This is a genomic window from Acidovorax sp. BoFeN1 (assembly GCF_003345135.1).
GTDB classification, from domain to species: domain Bacteria; phylum Pseudomonadota; class Gammaproteobacteria; order Burkholderiales; family Burkholderiaceae_C; genus Acidovorax; species Acidovorax defluvii.
The window spans coordinates 81,489-100,029 of record NZ_QOZT01000002.1 but is presented as its reverse complement, the minus strand read 5'-3'; the positions used below and the strand labels follow the sequence as shown (position 1 = coordinate 100,029).

The window sequence follows — 18,541 nt, the reverse complement described above, 5'->3', positions numbered from 1 at the left end:
CCTTGAAAGTGCGGCCATTCACCCTCATGCCCTCGGCAGAAAACTTGCCAGCACTGGTTTCGCCCACGCCGCGCACCCGTTGGATGAAATCGTCCCAGTCCTTGAACGCACCGTGTTTGCGCTCTTCGATGATTTTTCCGGAGAGGCCGGGCCCGATGCCTTTGATGCCGTCCAGTTCTGCGGCCGTGGCCTTGTTCACATCGACCGCTGCAAACGAGGCACCGGCATACAGCATGACAAGGGTGGTCAGTATTTTTTTCAGCACGGATGAACTCCTGGTAGTTGATGCGACGCGATGAAATCGCCCAGGCATCATAGCGAGGCAACTGCGGCTTTACGGGCGGCCTGCCGGCAACTGCGGGTCAGATCGTGAACCCTTTGCGTTCTCAGAGTTCTTCCACCCGGCGGGCGGGGTAGCTGTCCCAAGTCTGGCAGCCCGGGCATTGCCAGAAATGCTGGCGTGCCTCGAAGCCGCAGGCGGCGCAGCGGTAGCGCGTGAGCGGCTTGACGGCGTGGTCCAGCGCCCGCTGGATCTGCGGATGGAACTCTTCGTGCTCGAGTTTTTCTTCTGCCAGCCACTTGGCTGCTGCCACCAGGGATTGCTCTTTGTCCAGATGCCGGACATACCATTGCCGTGCCGTGGCCGCATCGGTGGGGTTCAGTGCCTGCAAGGCCACGATGCCCTCCAGCACATCCAGCGATGGCGCCTGGGCGTAATGCGCTTGCAGCAATGCCTGCATCTCCGGCGCCTGGCCTGCGGCGATAGCGGTTTCCAGCATCAGGGGGGTGGCCAGGGGTACTGCGGCAGGGGCCTGCCGGCTGAGCGCCTGGAGTGTGCCCAGGGCGGCACCACTTTCGCCCATCAAGTGCTGCAGCCGGGCAAGGTCGATGCGGGCGCGGGCCGCCTCGGGCGCGGTGGCCACCGCCTGGTTCAGCAAGGCCAGCGCGCCGGGGCGGTCGTTGTTGGCGATGCAGGCTTGCGCCTGCTCGCACAGGTAGTGCGCCTGCCGGGTGCTGAAATCACCTTGATGTGCATCGTGCATCTTGCGGGCAATGCCTGCGGCAAGGGGCCAGTCGCGCGAGCGCTCGTAAATGGCCAGCAAGGCAAGGCGAGCCTGGCCCTCAAACGGTGTGCCTTCCAGCTGGCTCAGGGCTGCTTCGGCCCGGTCCAGCAGCCCCGCTTTCAGAAAATCGAGCGCCAGGGCATATTGGGCACGCTCCTGGTCCGCACGGGACAGGTCGCCGCGGGACAAAAGGTGCTCATGCACCCGCACCGCACGGTCGTATTCGCCCCGCCGACGAAACAGGTTGCCCAGCGCAAAGTGCAGTTCGGATGTGTCGGGATCGTTCTGTACCGCTTCAATAAAGGCATCGATGGCCTGGTCCTGCTGCTCGTTGAGCAGAAAGTTCAGCCCCTTGAAATAGGCCTTGGGAGCACGGCGGTTTTCCGCACGCAGCTGGCGCAGGTCAAAGCGGGAGGCGAGCCAGCCCAGCACAAAGGCCAGGGGCAGGCCCAGCAAAATCCAGCTGATATCAAATTCCATGGGGTGGCAGCAATTCGGCAGACGATGAGGCAGCCGCTGGAGCGGGCGCGGTGGGCGCGGGCGACAGCTTGGTTGAACTATCGGCGCGGCGCGCTGCCCGGCGGTGCTTCCACCAGCGGGGCACCATGCCCAGTACGCCCACCACCAGGCCGGCAGAAAACGCGGTCAACACCACCAGCACCAAAGGCGCCCGCCACTGCGTGCCAAAGAAAAAATGCACGGTGGCGTCTTGCTGGTTGTTCAGTGCGAACGCAAACAGCGTAAAAAAAATGGCTGCCTTGAGCAGCCACAGGAGGTATTTCATGGAGCTCCCCGGTGGTGGGGAGATTCTAAGAGCTTGGCAGTACGGCCCAGCCGTAGCAGCGCTGTGCGTGGTTCATTCATGGATTTGCATGATTTATGCCGCTAGCCCTCATTTATAAAGCGCTAATAGCTATTGAACTAATAGCAACCGGTATTCAAAGACTTGTTTCCAGCTCGGCGGTTCGCTGGTCTACCGCCTCGCGAAGTGCCTTGCCCGGTTTGAAATGCGGCACGCGCTTTTCCGGAATGGCCACGGCTTCGCCGCTGCGCGGGTTGCGGCCCATGCGTGGCGGGCGATGGTTGACCGAGAAACTGCCAAAGCCCCGGATCTCGATGCGGTGCCCATGCACCAGGGCATCGCCCACAGCGTCCAGAATGGTCTTGACGGCGAATTCGGCATCGCGGTGCGTGAGCTGACCAAAGCGGGCGGCCAGTTCCTCAACGAGGTCAGAGCGGGTCATGGAGTCTTGGGGCATGGCAGGAGAATCAATGGCTGAAAGAGAAGCGGGCGCACAAGGCGCCCGCTGTCTGACCGTCTAGGGAGCCTCTGCACGAGTCATCGCGTCGTGTGCATCTGCGGACTCGGGCGGTCTGCGTTGTCGCAAATGCTCGCAATAGCCAGGCTATTGCTGCGCTTTGCGCCTAGCAGGCCACCGCGATCCGCAGCGCACACTTACCGCTCGATTCGAGCAGATGCTCCCGGGTCAGTGCTTTACTTTTCCGAGTTGTCCAGCTTGGCGCGCAGCAGGGCGCCCAGGCTGGTCGTGCCGGCGCTTTCGCGGCTCGATTGCTGGCTCAGGTTGGCCATGGCGCCTTGTTCGTCAGCCATGTCCTTTTGCTTGATCGACAGCTGGATGTTGCGGGTCTTGCGATCCACGTTCACCACCACGGCCGTGACTTCGTCGCCTTCCTTGAGCACATTGCGGGCATCTTCCACGCGGTCGCGGGAGATTTCCGAAGCGCGCAGGTAGCCCACGATGTCTTCGCCGAGGTCGATTTCAGCGCCACGGGCGTCCACGGTCTTGACCTTGCCGGTCACCGTCTGGCCCTTGTCGTTCACGGTCACGAAGGTCGTGAACGGGTCACCGTCGAGCTGCTTGATGCCCAGGGAGATGCGTTCGCGGTCCACGTCCACAGCCAGCACGATGGCTTCGACTTCTTGGCCCTTCTTGTAGTTGCGAACAGCGGCTTCGCCGGTTTCGTTCCACGACAGGTCGGACAGGTGCACCAGGCCGTCGATGCCGGCAGCCAGACCCACGAACACGCCGAAGTCGGTGATCGACTTGATAGGACCCTTGACGCGGTCGCCGCGCTTCGTGTCCTGTGCGAATTCTTGCCATGGGTTGGCCTTGCACTGCTTCATGCCCAGGCTGATGCGGCGCTTGTCTTCGTCGATTTCCAGAACCATGACTTCGACTTCGTCGCCCAGCGAAACCAGCTTGGCGGGAGCGATGTTCTTGTTGGTCCAGTCCATTTCAGACACGTGCACCAGGCCTTCGATGCCGGGTTCGAGTTCGACGAACGCGCCGTAGTCGGCAATGTTCGTGATCTTGCCGAACAGACGGGTCGATTGTGGGTAGCGGCGGTTCACGCCCATCCATGGGTCGTCGCCCATCTGCTTCAGACCCAGCGAGACACGGTTCTTTTCGGTGTCGAACTTCAGGATCTTGGCGGTGATTTCCTGGCCAGCAGTCACCACTTCGGATGGGTGACGCACGCGGCGCCATGCCATGTCGGTGATGTGCAGCAGGCCGTCAATGCCGCCCAAGTCCACGAACGCACCGTATTCGGTGATGTTCTTGACCACGCCCTGAACGATGGAGCCTTCCTTGAGGGTTTCCATCAGCTTGGCGCGCTCTTCGCCCATGGAGGCTTCCACCACAGCGCGGCGGCTCAGCACCACGTTGTTGCGCTTGCGGTCGAGCTTGATGACCTTGAATTCCATGGTCTTGTTTTCGTACGGCGTCAGATCCTTGATCGGACGGGTATCGATCAGCGAACCGGGCAGGAATGCGCGGATGCCGTTGACCAGGACAGTCAGACCGCCCTTGACCTTGCCGCTGGTCGTGCCAGTGACGAATTCGCCGGATTCGAGGGCCTTTTCCAGGCTCATCCACGAAGCCAGACGCTTTGCGGTGTCGCGCGACAGGATGGTGTCGCCGTAGCCGTTTTCGATGGAGCCAATGGCCACCGACACGAAGTCACCCACTTGGACTTCGACTTCGCCCTTGTCGTTCTTGAACTCTTCCAGCGGCACGTAGGCTTCGGACTTGAGGCCGGCGTTGACCACGACGAAGTTGTGCTCGACTCGCACAACTTCAGCGGTGATGACTTCGCCTGGGCGCATTTCCGTGCGCTGCAAGGATTCTTCAAAAAGGGCGGCAAAAGATTCGGACATGTGTTTCCTTGCCACAAACAGGATTCCAGTAGCACCATTGCTACTGTTTTTATAGCTGCTTGCGGTGGTTTTTTGCGGTAAAACCGCGGGTTAGGTTATCGATCCAGGCAACCTGTGCGCTGGCGCGCGAGAGGGGTTGCATGGGCCTGTTGCAAGGCCTTGCGGTCTTGCCTGCGGGGCCCCTTTTTCAGGAAGGCCCCACACGTTTCAGCGCTGCGCAGTCACTGCGAAAGGCTGGCGCTCTTGCCACCATGACAACACCTGGTTGACGGCTTCATCAATCGTCAAGGTGGAGTTGTCCAGGACCAGAGCATCTTGCGCAGGCTTGAGGGGTGCGACGCTGCGGGAGCTATCCCGGGCATCACGCGCCTCCAGATCTGCGCGAAGGTCGTCGATATTAGCCGAAAAACCCTTTGAAATCAACTGTTTATGGCGGCGTTCTGCGCGGCAGGAAGCACTGGCCGTCAAAAACACCTTCAAAGGAGCGTCCGGGAAGATCACGGTGCCCATGTCCCGGCCATCGGCCACCAGCCCCGGCAGGCGCTGAAAGCCGTGCTGCAGGTCGACCAGTGCGGCGCGCACGGCAGGCAAGGCGGACACGCGCGAGGCGTTCATTCCGGCTTCTTCGGTGCGTATGGCGTCGGTCACGTCGTCGGCCCCCAGCAGTATGCGGCCTGCCTCAAACCGCACGGGGAGGCTGCGTGCAAGCGTGGCAATGGGCGCTTCGTGGGCGGCATCAATGCCCAGTCCCGCCCGCAGCGCAGCCAGCGCGGTGATGCGATACATGGCACCGGAGTCCAGGAATTCGTAGCCCAGGCGCTTGGCCACGGCCTCGGCCACCGTGCCCTTGCCGGAGGCCGTTGGGCCATCGATGGTGATCACGGGAACATGGCGGGGCAGGGCGTGGACCACCGAGAACAAAGCCTCGAAGTAGTCCGGAAACGTTTTGGCCACGCATTTGGGATCTTCGATGCGCACCGGCAGGCAGGCGGGGTTGAAGGCTGCCAGCGAGAAACACATGGCCACGCGGTGATCGTCGTAGGTGTGGATGCTGGCGGCTTTCCAACCGGTTGGCGCCACCGCGCTCCCCTCGGAGCGTGGTTCGCTGTCCCCGGATGGGGTGCTCGCATCCTGGGGCGGCCCGGCGGTGACCGTGCCAGCTGCCGGCGGCCTAACCCGGATGAAGTCCGCACCTTCTTCCACCGTGGCACCGAGCTTGCGCAGCTCGGTGGCCATGGCGGCGATGCGGTCGGTTTCCTTCACGCGCCAGCTGGCGATATTGCGCAGGGTGGTGGTGCCTTCAGCATAGAGCGCCATGACGGCGAGTGTCATTGCGGCATCCGGGATGTGGTTGCAGTCCAGATCGATGGCCTTGAGGGGCCATGCGCCGCGTTCGATCTGCAGCCAGTTGGGGCCGCCCGTGACCACGGCTCCCATGGCCCGAGCTGCATCGACAAAGCGTATGTCGCCCTGGATCGAATCCAGGCCAACCCCCTGAATTTTGATGCCATTTTGGCCTTCAGTGCTTGATGCAATTGCGCCAAGCGCTATGAAATAGCTAGCGGATGATGCGTCCGCTTCTACATGGATGTCGCCGGGAGACTGGTAGCGGCTGCCTGCAGCAATCGTGAACCGCTGCCAGTTCTGGTGTTCGACCACGATGCCAAAGCGCGCCAGCAACTGCAGGGTGATGGCGATGTAGGGCTTGGATATCAGCTCCCCCACCACGTCGATCGCGATGCTGTGCGTGCCAGCCGCCAGCGGCAGCGCCATGAGCAGGGCGGTAAGGAACTGGCTCGATACGTCGCCGCGCACGCGGATGGGCGAGGCAAGCGCCAACGCAGGCACGCCGTCCGCATGGGCGATGCGCAGTGGCGGATAGCCATCGTTGCCCAGGTAGTCAATATGGCAGCCCAGCTGACGCAGCGCATCGACAAGATCGCCAATCGGGCGCTCGTGCATGCGCGGCACCCCGGACAGCTCGAACTCGCCGCCCAGCAGCGCCAGCGCTGCCGTGAGAGGGCGCATGGCGGTGCCGGCATTGCCCATGAACAGCTGTGCGGGCGATTGGGGCGTTCGGCCGCCCAGGCCCGTGATGCGCACGGTACTGCCTGCTTCATCGACCGTGCAGCCGATCTGACGCAGCGCATCAAGCATCACGCGCGTGTCGTCGGAGGCCAGCAGGTCGTGCACGGTGGTGGTGCCACGGCTTAGCGCAGCCAGCAGCAGCACGCGGTTGGAGATGCTTTTGGAGCCGGGAAGGTGCACGCAGCCCCCGGCAGTGTCGAGCGGGGGCAGATCGAGAAAGGCGGTGCTGAACATCTATCGGTTTCTGGACGTGCGCTGTGCGCCCATGCGCCAGTGGGCGCGGGTTTCGCTGGCCAGGGTGAGCATGTCTTCCAGTCGCTGTGCATCGCCTTTTTCCATGGCCTGCTCAAAGGTGTGCAGGGCCTGCTGGAACAGGCGTGACTGGGCCAGTAATTCTTCGCGGTTGGACAACAAAATGTCGCGCCACATCTTGGGGTCGCCCGCAGCGATGCGGGTGAAGTCGCGAAACCCCGGACCTGCCAGCGACAAAAAATCATCGCCGTTTGATTGCCCGGTGATGCTGTTCATCATGGCAAACGCCAACAGATGCGGCAGGTGACTGATGGCCGCAAAGGCCGCATCGTGGGACTCGGGGGACATGCTGGTCACCCGGCAACCCAGCGCTGTCCAGACTTCTTCTGCCTTCTGCAGCTGCGCTGTGAGGGTTCGCTCGATAGGGGTCAGGATGACCTGACGGCCGCTGTAAAGCTCGGCGTCGGCGTGTTCCACACCGGAAACCTCGCGCCCTGTAATAGGGTGGGCCGGCACAAACGATCCCAGCTGGTCGCGCAGCGAGCGCCGGGCCGCCTGCACCACGTCGGCCTTGGTGGAACCCACGTCCATGATCAGCATTTGCGGAGTGACAAGGTGCTTGATGGCCTTGAGCGTGGCCTCCGTGGCAGCGACTGGCACGGCCAGCAGCACAATGTCGGCCCCTGCCACTGCCAGCAAGGCCGATGGCGCCTCGACGTCAATCACGCCCAGCTGGCGGGCGCGGTCGGTGGTGGAGGGCGATTTGCTGTAGCCGACCACCCGTTTAACGAGGCCTGCCTTTTTCATTGCCAGAGCGAAAGAGCCTCCCATGAGGCCGCAGCCGATCAGTCCGAGTTGTTCAAACATGGCGGCCTCTCATGATGAAACGGGGTAGGTTCCCAGAACCTTGTAGAACGCGCACAGACTGCGCAGCTCTTCCAGAGCCCGCGCCACATGGGGGTGTGCGGGATGCCCGTCGAGGTCGATGTAGAAGTAATACTCCCACTGGCCGGTGCGCGCGGGGCGCGACTCAAAGCGTGTCATGGAGACGCCATGGGTCTTGAGCGGCACGAGCAAGTCATGCACGGCGCCGGGCCGGTTGGGAACCGACACGATCAGGCTGGTGCAGTCCTTGCCCGAGGGCGGCGGAGTCTGCAGCGTGTCGGGCAGGCAGATGATGGCGAAGCGCGTGCGGTTGTAGGCGTCGTCCTGTATGGCGTGGGCGACGATGTGCAGGCCAAACTGCTGGGCCGCGCGCTCGCTGGACAAGGCGGCCCACGCGGGGTTGGTGGTGGCCAGGCGCGCGCCCTCGGCATTGCTGGAAACCGGGCGTCGCTCGGCATGCGGCAGGTGCTTGGACAGCCAGGCCTGGCACTGTGCCAGCGCTTGCGGATGGGCCAGCACCACGTCGATCCCGTCGAGCGAATTGCTCGTGCGCAGCAGGTTGTGGCGCACCAGCAAGCTCACCTCGCCGACCACATGGGTGGGCGTGTGCAGGAACATGTCGAGCGAGCGCGTGACCACGCCTTCGGTGGAGTTTTCGACACCCACCACGCCATATTGGGCGCTGCCGGCGGCAGTGGCATGAAAAACTTCATCGAAGTTGGCGCAATACATCAGGTCTGCGGCGCCGCCAAAGAACTCGATGGCCGCCTGTTCGCAGAACGTGCCTTCCGGGCCCAGCACGGCCACGCGTTGCGGCGATTCAAGCGCCAGGCAGGCGGACATGATTTCGCGCCAGATGGCGGCCACGTGGGCGCCCTTGAGCGGCCCGGGGTTGGCGGTCTGGATCTTCTCGATTACCTGCGCCACGCGATCGGGGCGGAAGAAGGGCGTGCCTTCGCGTTTTTTGATTTCGCCCACCCGCTCTGCCACCAGCGCGCGCTGGTTCAGCAGCGTGAGCAGTTGCTGGTCGATGTTGTCGATCTGCACGCGCAGGCTGGCGAGTTCGGGTGAGGCTTGCGGATTGTTCATGAATGACTGAGGCGTTCGCGGGGCGTGCGCCTGAACGGGTGTTCAGGCGTTTTTTTGTTCAAATTCTCGCATGTAGTCCACCAGCGCCTGCACGCCTGCCAGCGGCATCGCGTTGTAGATGCTGGCGCGCATGCCGCCGACCGACTTGTGCCCCTTGAGCTGCAGCAATCCACGCTCCTTGGCGCCCGCCAGGAAGGCATCGTTGCGGCTCTCGTCGCGCAGGAAAAAGGGAACGTTCATGCGCGAGCGGCAGTTGGCCGCCACCTTGTTCACGTAGAACTGCGACTGGTCGATGGTGTCGTAGAGCAGGCGGGCCTTGGCGATGTTGCGCTGCTCCATTGCCGCCACACCGCTGTGGCTGCCTTCGCGCTGGCGCTTGAGCCACTGGAAGGTCAACCCCGCCACGTAGATGCCCCAGGTCGGGGGCGTGTTGTACATCGACTGGTTGTCGGCCACGGTTTTGTAGTCGAACGCGCTGGGGCACGAGGGCAGTGCGTGGCCCAGCAGGTCTTCGCGCACGACCACCAGCGTAAGGCCTGCGGGTCCCAGGTTCTTCTGGGCGCCGCCGAAGGCCAGGCCCACGCGCGACCAGTCCACGGGGCGTGAGGCCACATGAGACGAAAAATCGATCACCAGCGGGGCATCGCTGCCCAGCGCCTTCAGATCGGGCAACTGGTGGAATTCGATGCCATTGATGGTTTCATTGCTGCAGATGTGCAAATAGCTCGCTCCGCGGCTGATTTTCCATGCAGCCGGATCGGGCAGGGTCGTGAAACTACCATCTTCCCCCGATGCGATCACGTTCGCTTCAGACGCGTATTTGCGCGCTTCCTTTTGCGACTTCTGGCTCCAGCTGCCGGTCACCACAAAATCGACGGCCCCAGCGCGCGACAGATTCATTGGCACGATGGCGTTTTCAGCCAGGCCGCCGCCTTGCATGAACAAAATCTTGAAATTGGCAGGCACCGCCAGCAACTCGCGCAGGTCGGCTTCGGCCTGTTCGTAGATGGACAAAAATTCCTTGCCGCGATGGCTCATCTCCATCACGCCCATGCCGCTGCCATGCCAGTCCAGCATCTCGGCCGCAGCCTGTTCGAGGACTTCGTTGGGGATGGCGGCCGGGCCGGCAGAGAAGTTGTATGGGCGTGTCATCAAATATTGGTAAAAATGGCATCTAGTGCTTACCGGATAAGCGCTAAAAGCTATTATTTTAATAGCGTTTAGTGCACGACGAATCGTGCGCTACGGAGGTCAAGCGTCTGGCGAATCAGGAGTTTCGGGCGCAGCAGGGGCGCCACCGTCCGGGCCGACTTCTCCATCGGCTTCGGCATCGGTCACGTTCGCGTCGTTTTCGACAATGCGCTGCAGGCCGCTGAGCTTGGAGCCCTCGTCCAGCGCAATCAGCGTCACCCCCTGCGTGGCACGGCCGAGTTCGCGGATCTCGCTCACCCGGGTGCGCACCAGCACACCCTTGTCGGTGATCAGCATGATCTCGTCATTGGCATGCACCAGCGTGGCGGCCACGACCTTGCCGTTGCGCTCGCTCTGCTGGATGGCAATCATCCCCTTCGTGCCACGGCCGTGGCGGGTGTATTCGGTGATGCTGGTGCGCTTGCCATAGCCGTTGATGGTGGCCGTGAGCACGCTTTGGGTTTCGTCTTCGGCCACCAGCATGGCGATCACGCTCTGGCCGTCTTCGAGCATCATGCCGCGCACGCCGCGGGCCTGGCGGCCCAGGGGCCGCACGTCGTTCTCGTCGAAGCGTACGGCCTTGCCGCCATCGCTGAACAGCATCACATCGTGCTGGCCGTCAGTGAGGGCGGCGCCAATCAGGTAGTCGCCGTCATCCAAGTTGACGGCAATGATGCCGCCCTTGCGCGGGTTGCTGAATTCATCCAGCGCCGTTTTCTTCACGGTACCCATGCTGGTGCCCATGAACACATAGCGGTCGGCCGGGAAAGTGCGCATGTCGCCAGTGAGCGGCAACACGACGTTGATTTTTTCGCCGTCTTGCAGCGGGAACATGTTCACGATGGGGCGGCCACGCGATCCGCGCGAGCCGGCGGGCACTTCCCACACCTTGAGCCAATACAGGCGGCCCCGGTTGGAGAAGCACAGGATGTAGTCGTGCGTGTTCGCGATGAAGAGCTGGTCGATCCAGTCGTCTTCCTTCGTGGCTGTGGCCTGCTTGCCGCGCCCGCCGCGCTTTTGCGCGCGGTATTCGCTCAAGGGCTGGCTCTTGATGTAGCCGGTGTGGCTGAGCGTGACCACCATGTCGGTGGGGGTGATCAGGTCTTCGGTGGAGAGGTCCTGCGCGCTGTATTCCACCACGCTGCGGCGGGCGCCCAGCTTGTGCTGGCCGAATTCCTGCTTGATGGCGGTGAGTTCGTCGCCAATGATGACCGATACGCGCTCGGGTTTGGCCAAGATGTCGAGCAGGTCTTCGATGACCGCCATGACTTCCTTGTACTCGGCCACGATCTTGTCCTGCTCCAGGCCCGTCAGGCGCTGCAGGCGCATCTGCAAAATTTCCTGGGCCTGTGTGTCTGACAGCCGGTACAGGCCGTCTTGACCCATGCCGAATTCCTTTTCCAGGCCTTCTGGACGGTAGTAATCGGCGTTGATCACGCCGCCGTCAGCGCGCGTGCGCGTGAGCATCTCGCGCACCAGTTTGCTGTCCCAGGAGCGCGTCATCAACTCGGCCTTGGCCACGGGCGGCGTGGGCGATTCGCGGATGATGCGGATGAAGTCGTCGATATTCCCCAGAGCGATTGCCAGGCCTTCAAGCACATGCCCGCGGTCGCGCGCCTTGCGCAGTTCGAACACGGTGCGGCGGGTGACGACCTCGCGGCGGTGCTGCAAAAAGACGCTGATCAGGTCCTTGAGATTGCACAGGCGCGGCTGGCCGTCGATCAGCGCCACCATGTTCATGCCAAAGGTGTCCTGCAACTGCGTCTGCTTGTACAGGTTGTTGAGCACCACCTCGGGCACTTCGCCGCGCTTGAGTTCGATCACCAGGCGCATCCCCGACTTGTCGGACTCGTCCTGGATGTGGCTGATGCCTTCGATCTTCTTCTCATGCACCAGCTCGGCCATGCGCTCCTGCAGCGTCTTCTTGTTGACCTGGTAGGGCAGTTCGTCAACGATGATGGACTGGCGCTGGCCGCGGTCGATGTCCTCGAAGTGGCAGCGCGCACGCATCACCACCTTGCCGCGACCGGTGCGGTAGCCGTCTTTCACGCCATTGATGCCGTAGATGATGCCCGCCGTGGGGAAATCCGGAGCGGGAATGATCTCCATCAGCTCGTCGACGGTGGTGTCAGGGTTGCGCAGCATGTGCAGACAACCATCCACCACTTCGTTGAGGTTGTGCGGCGGGATATTGGTGGCCATGCCCACCGCAATACCCGCCGAGCCATTGACCAGCAGATTGGGCAGTTTGCTGGGCAGTACCAGCGGCTCTTTCTCGCTGCCGTCGTAGTTGGGGCCGAAATCGACGGTTTCCTTGTCGATATCGCCCAGCATTTCGTGCGCGATTTTCGCCAGGCGAATTTCGGTATATCGCATGGCTGCAGCGCTGTCACCATCCACCGATCCGAAGTTGCCTTGGCCATCTACCAGCATGTGGCGCAGCGAGAAATCCTGGGCCATGCGAACGATGGTGTCATACACCGCAGAGTCGCCGTGCGGGTGGTATTTACCAATCACGTCGCCCACGATACGGGCCGATTTTTTGTAGGGTCGATTCCAGTCGTTGTTGAGCTCGTGCATGGCAAAGAGCACGCGCCGGTGTACGGGTTTGAGGCCATCCCGTGCATCGGGCAAAGCTCGCCCCACGATAACGCTCATTGCGTAGTCGAGATAACTGCGCCGCATTTCCTCTTCGAGGCTGATCGGCAGGGTTTCTTTGGCAAACTGGGTCATTGAGAGGCGGCGGTGACGGCAAAGGAAAGCCATTTTAGGGGCAAGAGCATGTAGCGCCTTAGCAACATATCGTGGCAATTGGGCTTTTGTCCTACGGAACCTAATGCACAGCCCCCGCACTTGCCCTGTTACGTATGGCACAATCGATTGAACGTTTTTGGTGATGGTCACCGATGACGTCCTGATTCGCAGCGCGGCTGCGGCTTTTTCCCCAAGAGGAGAACCATGAAGAAACTGAACAAAGTGGCGATGTTGTTTGCCTCCGCAGCGCTCGCAACCGCCGCTGGCGCACAAACCGTTGACAACTGGAAGAATGGCTCCGGCGAGCTGGTCTGGAAAAACGGCACCAATGAGTACTGCTGGCGCGATGCCTTCTGGACGCCCGCAACGGCTGCTCCAGGATGCGATGGCGCTCTGGTTGCGGCAGCTCCTGCGCCCGCAGCTGCACCAGCTGCTGCACCCGCAGCTGCTGCACCTGCTGCCAAGCCTGCTCCAGCACCCGCCGTGGCCACCAAGGTGACCTACGCTGCTGACGCATTCTTTGACTTCGACAAGTCCGTGCTGAAGCCCGAAGGTAAGGCCAAGCTGGATGACCTGGCCTCCAAGGTCAAGGACATCAACTTGGAAGTCATCATTGCCGTGGGTCACACCGACTCCGTCGGTTCTGACGCCTACAACCAGAAGCTGTCCGTGCGTCGTTCCGAAGCCGTGAAGGCCTATCTGGTCTCCAAGGGCATCGAAAAGAACCGCGTGTACACCGAAGGCAAGGGTGAAAAGCAGCCTGTGGCTGACAACAAGACCAAGGAAGGTCGCGCCAAGAACCGCCGCGTCGAAATCGAAGTGGTTGGTACCCGCGCTACCAAGTAATCTTCGGATTGCTCAGAAAAAGGCCCCGAGATCGGGGCCTTTTTTTACGTCTGTCCGTTCGTTCTCCGTGGCTTGATGGAAAATGGTGATCATGAGTGAAACTGTGAATGCTGATCCCGCCGAATTGGCTAAATTTTCTGAACTAGCCCATCGATGGTGGGACACTGACAGCGAATTTCGTCCGCTGCACCAGATCAATCCGCTTCGACTCGGCTGGATTGATGGCTTGGCAGGCCTGTCTTCCAAGGTGGTGCTCGATGTGGGTTGTGGCGGAGGCATTCTGTCAGATTCCATGGCACGCAAGGGGGCCAATGTCACCGGCATTGATCTCTCCACAAAAGCACTGCGCGTAGCCCGGCTGCATGCTTTGGAGGCGCAAACTTCCAACCTTCAGTTCCGGGAAGTGAGTGTTGAAGCCTTGGCAGCAGAACAGCCGGCCAGTTTCGATGTTGTGACATGCATGGAGATGCTTGAGCATGTGCCAGACCCCGCGTCCGTCGTTAAGGCTTGCGCGCAGCTGGTTAAACCGGGGGGATGGGTCTTTTTTTCCACCATCAACCGCAACCCGAAGGCATTTGCGCTGGCCATCGTGGGGGCTGAATACATTTTGAACATGCTGCCACGCGGTACACATGAATACGCCAAACTGATTCGTCCAAGTGAACTTGCTGCCAGTTGCCGCGCAGCTGGTTTGGACGTCACGCACACCTGCGGCCTGGAGCACAATCCGCTCACGCGTCGCTATTGGCTGGGTAATGACACTAGTGTCAACTACATGTTTGCCACACGCCGTGGTGTTTGAAGCGCTGTATGTTTTCTGACGTTCGTGCCGTATTGTTTGACTTGGATGGCACCTTGATCGACAGCGCACCTGACCTCGGTGCTGCCGCAGACAAAATGCGCACCGACCGGGGTATGCCCTCGTTGCCAGCAGAGCGTTATCGCCCAATGGCTGGTGCTGGGGCGAGGGGCATGCTGGGCGAGGCTTTTGGCATGACGCCCGAGCACCCAGACTACGAAGCATTGCGTGAAGAGTTTTTCGTCAATTACGAAACTCGAATGACCCATCTGACCACTGTTTTTGATGGCGTTGGTCAGCTGATTGAGCAGTTGCTTCGGCGGCAACTGATGTGGGGCGTGGTCACCAACAAGTCGGCCCGTTTTACGGAGCCGCTCACGTTTGTCATGCCGCTGTTTGCTACTGCTGGCGCGGTTGTGAGTGGAGATTCAACACCTCACGCCAAGCCGCATCCTGCCCCGCTCCTGGAAGCTGCATCGCGTCTGGGGTTGAATCCTGATCACTGTATTTATGTGGGCGACGATCACCGAGATATCGTCGCGGGGCTTGCTGCCGGAATGGGAACCGTAGCGGCGACGTATGGATATCTGGGGGATAGGGCTGATCCCCTGCAATGGGGCGCCCACGCGGTAATTAATTCACCGCTTGACCTCTTGCAATTGCTTGAGAAGGCCTAAAATACGTTTTGTAGGGGCTGTCCTGGTTTCGACGTGGGTTCGGAATCGGTGTGGTGCATGTCGAGCTTGAGTCACGCTCGTAAATCTCGATTTAAAAAACTAACTGCAAACGACGAACGTTTCGCACTCGCTGCTTAATTGCCAGTGAGCCTTGCAACAGTTGGCCGATGGGCTGGGCAAGGGGGTTCTGAGCAATCAGCGCCTCCCGGCTGCAAGGATAATTACATGGGCTGGCTCTGATCCGGGTACCTTGGGTTGGGGTGAGAAAATAGGGTGCTGGCGACCGGTGTAGCGTGCGACTGCGCGACAAAGGTGGCGAGACTTAAATCAGACCGCTAAACATGTAGATCTGCCCGATGAAGGCTTGCGGACGCGGGTTCAATTCCCGCCAGCTCCACCATAATATGAAATCCCAACCCTTATCCGGTTGGGATTTTTTTTGCCCGTTCCCCCTGTGTTGGCGCGGTTTCACGCGTTGGCCTCTTGAGGACGCTCCGCAGAAACCAAGCTCAGTGTTCGCTGATCACCCCGCAGCCGTCTCCGCAATAAGCACATCGGCCGGGATGCCCAGGCTCTTGTGCAGTCTGCGGATCATGGCCAGCGTCAGCGGGCGCTTGCGACTCAGGACTTCGTAGACGCGGTTGCTCTTGCCAATGATCGGCTCAAGATCTTTGATGGACAGACCGCTCTGATCCATCCGAAATTTGATGGCCTCCACCGGATCTGGCGCGGTGATGGGTACGTGCTTGGCCTCGTAGGCTTGCACCAGCGTGGCCAGGATGTCCAGGCGATCCCCCTCCGGCGTGCCCAGATCAGGGTCGGACTCCATCAAGGCCGAAATCTCTTTGAGCGTGGCCTTGTAGTCTTCGTCGGTGTGGATAGGGCGGATGTCCATGTTTTCCTCCGTGGCCGGTCAGGCCATTTCAACGGTTTCGGCGTCCACTGCGTCGTACTCTTTGTGGGTGCCGACAAACTTCACGTAGACGATCTGCAACTTGTACGCAATGGCCACGATCAGCCGGTAGTCATTGCCTTTGATGTTGAAGACCACGCGACGGTTCTTCAGCACGCTGGCGCTGCGGTACTGCGCCTTGATATCGGCGGGCTGGCTCCAGTTCGCACTGGTGGCCTCCTCGTACCAAGCCTTCAGCGGCTGCTCGGCGTCGGGGTAGCGCTCCCAGAAGGCCCGAAGGGTAGACACGGCAATCACTCGCATGGATCGAAGTGTAGTCCCAAAATGGGACTGGGACAAGTGGCATCCACGCCGGGCGGGTGGTCAAGGCGTCCAAGAATGGGTATTAATGGGTGTGTTTATGGTTGCCCGAGCTGGCGAAGCGTTGGTCGGCCGGATTTCCGAAAGGCTCGTTTCGCACAGGTGAGCGCCTACAATGGGCCCGGTTTCGTATCTGGTTCAGATGACGGACGCGGGTTCGGTTCCGTGTTTTACCACCACAATGTGAAATCCCAACCCTTATCGGTTGGGATTTTTTTGCCCGCCCCCTTTGTGGTGGCGCGGTTTCGCGCTTTGGTCTCTTGGGCATTGCCCTCAGGAAGTCGTCATTCCGAGCATGTATTCTGCCGTTTTTCTCGCTGAGTTCTCAGTTGCCTTCTTGAGAAATTTTATTCTGTAACCGTTACTTTTGGGGCTTCCGTTCTGCGCAGTGCCCTCGGGGGTGCTAGGATCAAAAGCGCCCTCCATTTGGGAGGGCGGTGCCAATCATGCAGACAGCGGGGGGAGCCGCATACGATGAGCGATGCGGTTTACTACTACATGCCCCTTTTCAAGCAGGGTGTGTCCGTTCAGTTTGGGCAGAGCCGGGAGACGGTAAGCCATGTTGTGATCCGGCGCAATGCCATGCGCGTCTATCTGGTGGGCCACGAGACTCCCGTGCATCCCGACATGTTGACCCTCGAGCCCACCGCGTTTTCGCTCACGCGTGTCCCGGATAGCTTCTGACGGCGTGCTTTCACTGTTGGAGTAGCGTCAACATTGCTCGAAGTGCACCAGCGGTTTATTGGCGCTGGGCCATAGATTCACCTAGTTGAATAGGTCGTGCCGCGGCCCAATGGGCGTTGAACTGCAGCGGCCCCTTCGGAAATAGCATCACCACGGTAGATCCCAGTAGAAAACGACCCATCTCTTCGCCTTGCCGCAGGGCCACCTGACCTGGCGCGTAGTCCCATTGACGCAGCTGACCAGTGCGCGGAGGATTTACTTGGCCATGCCACACGGTGGCCATGCTGCCCACGATGGTGGCGCCCACCAGCACCAGCACAAATGGCCCATGTGCCGATTCAAAAACGCACACGACGCGCTCATTGCGTGCGAACAGGCCAGGCACACCACGCGCAGTGGTGGGGTTCACAGAAAATAGGTCACCCGGCACATGCACCATGCGCGTGAGCTGACCCGCGCAGGGCATGTGAATACGGTGGTAATCGCGTGGGCTCAGGTACAAGGTGGCGAAGTGGCCGTGGTCAAAGCGCGCTGCAAGCAGCGCATCACCACCGATCAGCGCTGTTGTGGAATAGCGGTGGCCTTTGGCCTGAAAAACCTGGTCTTTATCGATGCTACCGAATTGGCTGATGGTTCCGTCCACAGGGCAGATCAGATCGGCCGATGCCAGCGGACGTACGCCAGGTTTCAAAGAGCGTGTGAAGAAGTCGTTGAACGACGCATAGCTGGCGACGTCGGGGTTGGCAGCCTCCGCCATGTTCACGTTGTAACGTGCCACAAAGCGGCGTATCACTGCCGTGGTCAAACTTCCTAAATGTGCAGAGGCGAATTTGCCAGCCAGGGTGGTGAGGGCCCGCTTGGGCATGATGTATTGCGGCAAAACTGCCAGGCGATCAGACACGGACGAACCCTCAAGGACGAAAGCGGCTGATTCTATCGGTCGCATGCCGTGGCATGTTGTGCTGCGTACCCATCGACTGTGGCAGATGCTGCAAGTGAGGGGATTTGACCTTTGCCGGGCGGTCTGTCTTGGCGACATAGGCAGGACGGGGACATCGCGCTACAATTGTCAGGCTCATGCACAGCGCCTCGCCTGTCCATTGAAGCCGTCTCACCGGCCTCTTTTCTGATCTGCACCCCGGGTGCAGCGACTCCCCCGCCCGCAAAGCACCGTGCTCCGAGCCCCCAGAAGGCACGGTGACGGCGGTTGTGGATGCACGATGTGCCGGCGCATCAACCACAGAATATTTGTTTTTAAGAGATACACATGGCCAAAGAAGAACTGATTGAAATGCAAGGCTCCGTGACGGAAGTTTTGCCCGACTCGCGTTTTCGCGTAACCCTGGAAAACGGCCATCAGTTGATTGCCTACACCGGTGGAAAGATGCGCAAGCACCATATCCGCATTCTGGCGGGTGACAAGGTCTCGCTGGAACTGTCGCCTTACGATTTGACCAAGGGCCGCATCACTTTCCGCCATCTGGCCGGTCGTGGCCCTGGTCCTTCGAGTCGTTGATTCTTTGCCGGTGACTTCAGTGGCTGGAGAGATGTAAAAAAAGAAATGCATCAGACTCCAAACAGCTCTGAATTCCGGGATAGAATACGAGCTGTCGGAGCGTAGCGCAGCCTGGTAGCGCATCTGCTTTGGGAGCAGAGGGTCGCGAGTTCGAATCCCGCCGCTCCGACCATTGTTCAAAGGACTTGCAGCAAACGCTGCAAGTCCTTTTTTGTTGCCTGTCAGATACCCAACTTGGCAGA

Annotated in this window: 18 protein-coding genes, 1 tRNA gene and 1 other RNA gene; 7 read left to right on the top strand and 13 right to left on the bottom strand. The window is 60.6% G+C overall.

Annotation, left to right across the window (positions count from 1 at the left end; all coding sequences use genetic code 11):
• The 10 genes from DTW89_RS00955 to gyrA form a co-directional block, all read right to left on the bottom strand.
• A partial coding sequence (locus DTW89_RS00955; protein ID WP_201740911.1) for a ComEA family DNA-binding protein occupies positions 1 to 265 on the bottom strand: 265 nt, incomplete at its 3' end.
• 121 nt (positions 266 to 386) lie between these two features.
• Positions 387 to 1,544: a lipopolysaccharide assembly protein LapB gene (lapB, locus tag DTW89_RS00950; protein WP_114654539.1), complete on the bottom strand. Its 1,158-nt coding sequence runs from the start codon at positions 1,542 to 1,544 to the stop codon at positions 387 to 389.
• Entirely contained in the window at positions 1,534 to 1,848 is a 315-nt protein-coding gene (locus DTW89_RS00945; protein WP_024815342.1) for a LapA family protein, read from the bottom strand. Before DTW89_RS00945 ends, lapB begins: the two co-directional genes overlap by 11 nt.
• A 154-nt stretch (positions 1,849 to 2,002) precedes the next feature.
• Complete coding sequence (locus DTW89_RS00940; RefSeq protein ID WP_024815341.1) at positions 2,003 to 2,323, bottom strand: integration host factor subunit beta; 321 nt, start codon at positions 2,321 to 2,323, stop codon at positions 2,003 to 2,005.
• Between the two features lie 236 nt (positions 2,324 to 2,559).
• On the bottom strand, positions 2,560 to 4,260 hold the full coding sequence (rpsA, locus tag DTW89_RS00935) for a 30S ribosomal protein S1 (protein WP_291324728.1): 1,701 nt from the start codon (positions 4,258 to 4,260) through the stop codon (positions 2,560 to 2,562).
• A 192-nt stretch (positions 4,261 to 4,452) separates the two neighbouring features.
• On the bottom strand, positions 4,453 to 6,567 hold the full coding sequence (locus DTW89_RS00930; RefSeq protein ID WP_114654538.1) for a bifunctional 3-phosphoshikimate 1-carboxyvinyltransferase/cytidylate kinase: 2,115 nt from the start codon (positions 6,565 to 6,567) through the stop codon (positions 4,453 to 4,455).
• Positions 6,568 to 7,452 (bottom strand): prephenate dehydrogenase, encoded by an 885-nt coding sequence (locus tag DTW89_RS00925; protein WP_024815338.1) that lies wholly within the window; start codon positions 7,450 to 7,452, stop codon positions 6,568 to 6,570.
• Between the two features lie 9 nt (positions 7,453 to 7,461).
• Positions 7,462 to 8,559, bottom strand: a complete 1,098-nt coding sequence (gene pheA / locus DTW89_RS00920) for a prephenate dehydratase (RefSeq protein WP_114654537.1) — start codon at positions 8,557 to 8,559, stop codon at positions 7,462 to 7,464.
• A 42-nt stretch (positions 8,560 to 8,601) separates the two neighbouring features.
• Complete coding sequence (serC, locus tag DTW89_RS00915) at positions 8,602 to 9,711, bottom strand: 3-phosphoserine/phosphohydroxythreonine transaminase (protein ID WP_114654536.1); 1,110 nt, start codon at positions 9,709 to 9,711, stop codon at positions 8,602 to 8,604.
• 99 nt (positions 9,712 to 9,810) lie between these two features.
• Positions 9,811 to 12,483: a DNA gyrase subunit A gene (gyrA, locus tag DTW89_RS00910; protein WP_114654535.1), complete on the bottom strand. Its 2,673-nt coding sequence runs from the start codon at positions 12,481 to 12,483 to the stop codon at positions 9,811 to 9,813.
• A 225-nt stretch (positions 12,484 to 12,708) separates the two neighbouring features.
• Here gyrA and ompA point away from each other — a divergent pair, with 225 nt between their 5' ends.
• The 4 genes from ompA (at position 12,709) to ssrA (ending at position 15,226) form a co-directional block, all read left to right on the top strand.
• Positions 12,709 to 13,350 (top strand): outer membrane protein OmpA, encoded by a 642-nt coding sequence (ompA, locus tag DTW89_RS00905; protein WP_111867527.1) that lies wholly within the window; start codon positions 12,709 to 12,711, stop codon positions 13,348 to 13,350.
• A gap of 91 nt (positions 13,351 to 13,441) precedes the next feature.
• Entirely contained in the window at positions 13,442 to 14,152 is a 711-nt protein-coding gene (gene ubiG, locus DTW89_RS00900; protein ID WP_114654546.1) for a bifunctional 2-polyprenyl-6-hydroxyphenol methylase/3-demethylubiquinol 3-O-methyltransferase UbiG, read from the top strand.
• Between the two features lie 8 nt (positions 14,153 to 14,160).
• Entirely contained in the window at positions 14,161 to 14,826 is a 666-nt protein-coding gene (locus DTW89_RS00895; protein WP_114654534.1) for an HAD family hydrolase, read from the top strand.
• Positions 14,827 to 14,839: 13 nt separating this feature from the next.
• Positions 14,840 to 15,226, top strand: a transfer-messenger RNA (tmRNA) gene (gene ssrA, locus DTW89_RS00890).
• Between the two features lie 123 nt (positions 15,227 to 15,349).
• On the opposite strand, the gene DTW89_RS00885 is transcribed toward ssrA, so the two are convergent.
• Both DTW89_RS00885 and DTW89_RS00880 read right to left on the bottom strand, forming a co-directional pair.
• The gene (locus tag DTW89_RS00885; protein WP_114654533.1) at positions 15,350 to 15,721 is read right to left on the bottom strand and encodes a helix-turn-helix domain-containing protein; all 372 of its coding nucleotides are present in this window, start codon (positions 15,719 to 15,721) and stop codon (positions 15,350 to 15,352) included.
• 18 nt (positions 15,722 to 15,739) lie between these two features.
• Complete coding sequence (locus DTW89_RS00880) at positions 15,740 to 16,042, bottom strand: type II toxin-antitoxin system HigB family toxin (RefSeq protein ID WP_114654532.1); 303 nt, start codon at positions 16,040 to 16,042, stop codon at positions 15,740 to 15,742.
• A gap of 531 nt (positions 16,043 to 16,573) precedes the next feature.
• Between DTW89_RS00880 and DTW89_RS00875 the strand changes: the two genes are divergently transcribed.
• On the top strand, positions 16,574 to 16,783 hold the full coding sequence (locus DTW89_RS00875) for a hypothetical protein (RefSeq protein ID WP_114654531.1): 210 nt from the start codon (positions 16,574 to 16,576) through the stop codon (positions 16,781 to 16,783).
• A 55-nt stretch (positions 16,784 to 16,838) separates the two neighbouring features.
• Here the strand turns inward: DTW89_RS00875 and asd are convergent, their stop codons facing one another.
• Positions 16,839 to 17,684: an archaetidylserine decarboxylase gene (gene asd, locus DTW89_RS00870; RefSeq protein WP_111867988.1), complete on the bottom strand. Its 846-nt coding sequence runs from the start codon at positions 17,682 to 17,684 to the stop codon at positions 16,839 to 16,841.
• A 366-nt stretch (positions 17,685 to 18,050) separates the two neighbouring features.
• Between asd and infA the strand changes: the two genes are divergently transcribed.
• Together infA and DTW89_RS00860 are read left to right on the top strand one after the other, a co-directional pair.
• Complete coding sequence (infA, locus tag DTW89_RS00865; protein ID WP_024815327.1) at positions 18,051 to 18,299, top strand: translation initiation factor IF-1; 249 nt, start codon at positions 18,051 to 18,053, stop codon at positions 18,297 to 18,299.
• A gap of 95 nt (positions 18,300 to 18,394) precedes the next feature.
• A tRNA-Pro gene (locus tag DTW89_RS00860) sits at positions 18,395 to 18,471 on the top strand.
• The last annotated feature ends 70 nt before the right edge of the window (positions 18,472 to 18,541 follow it).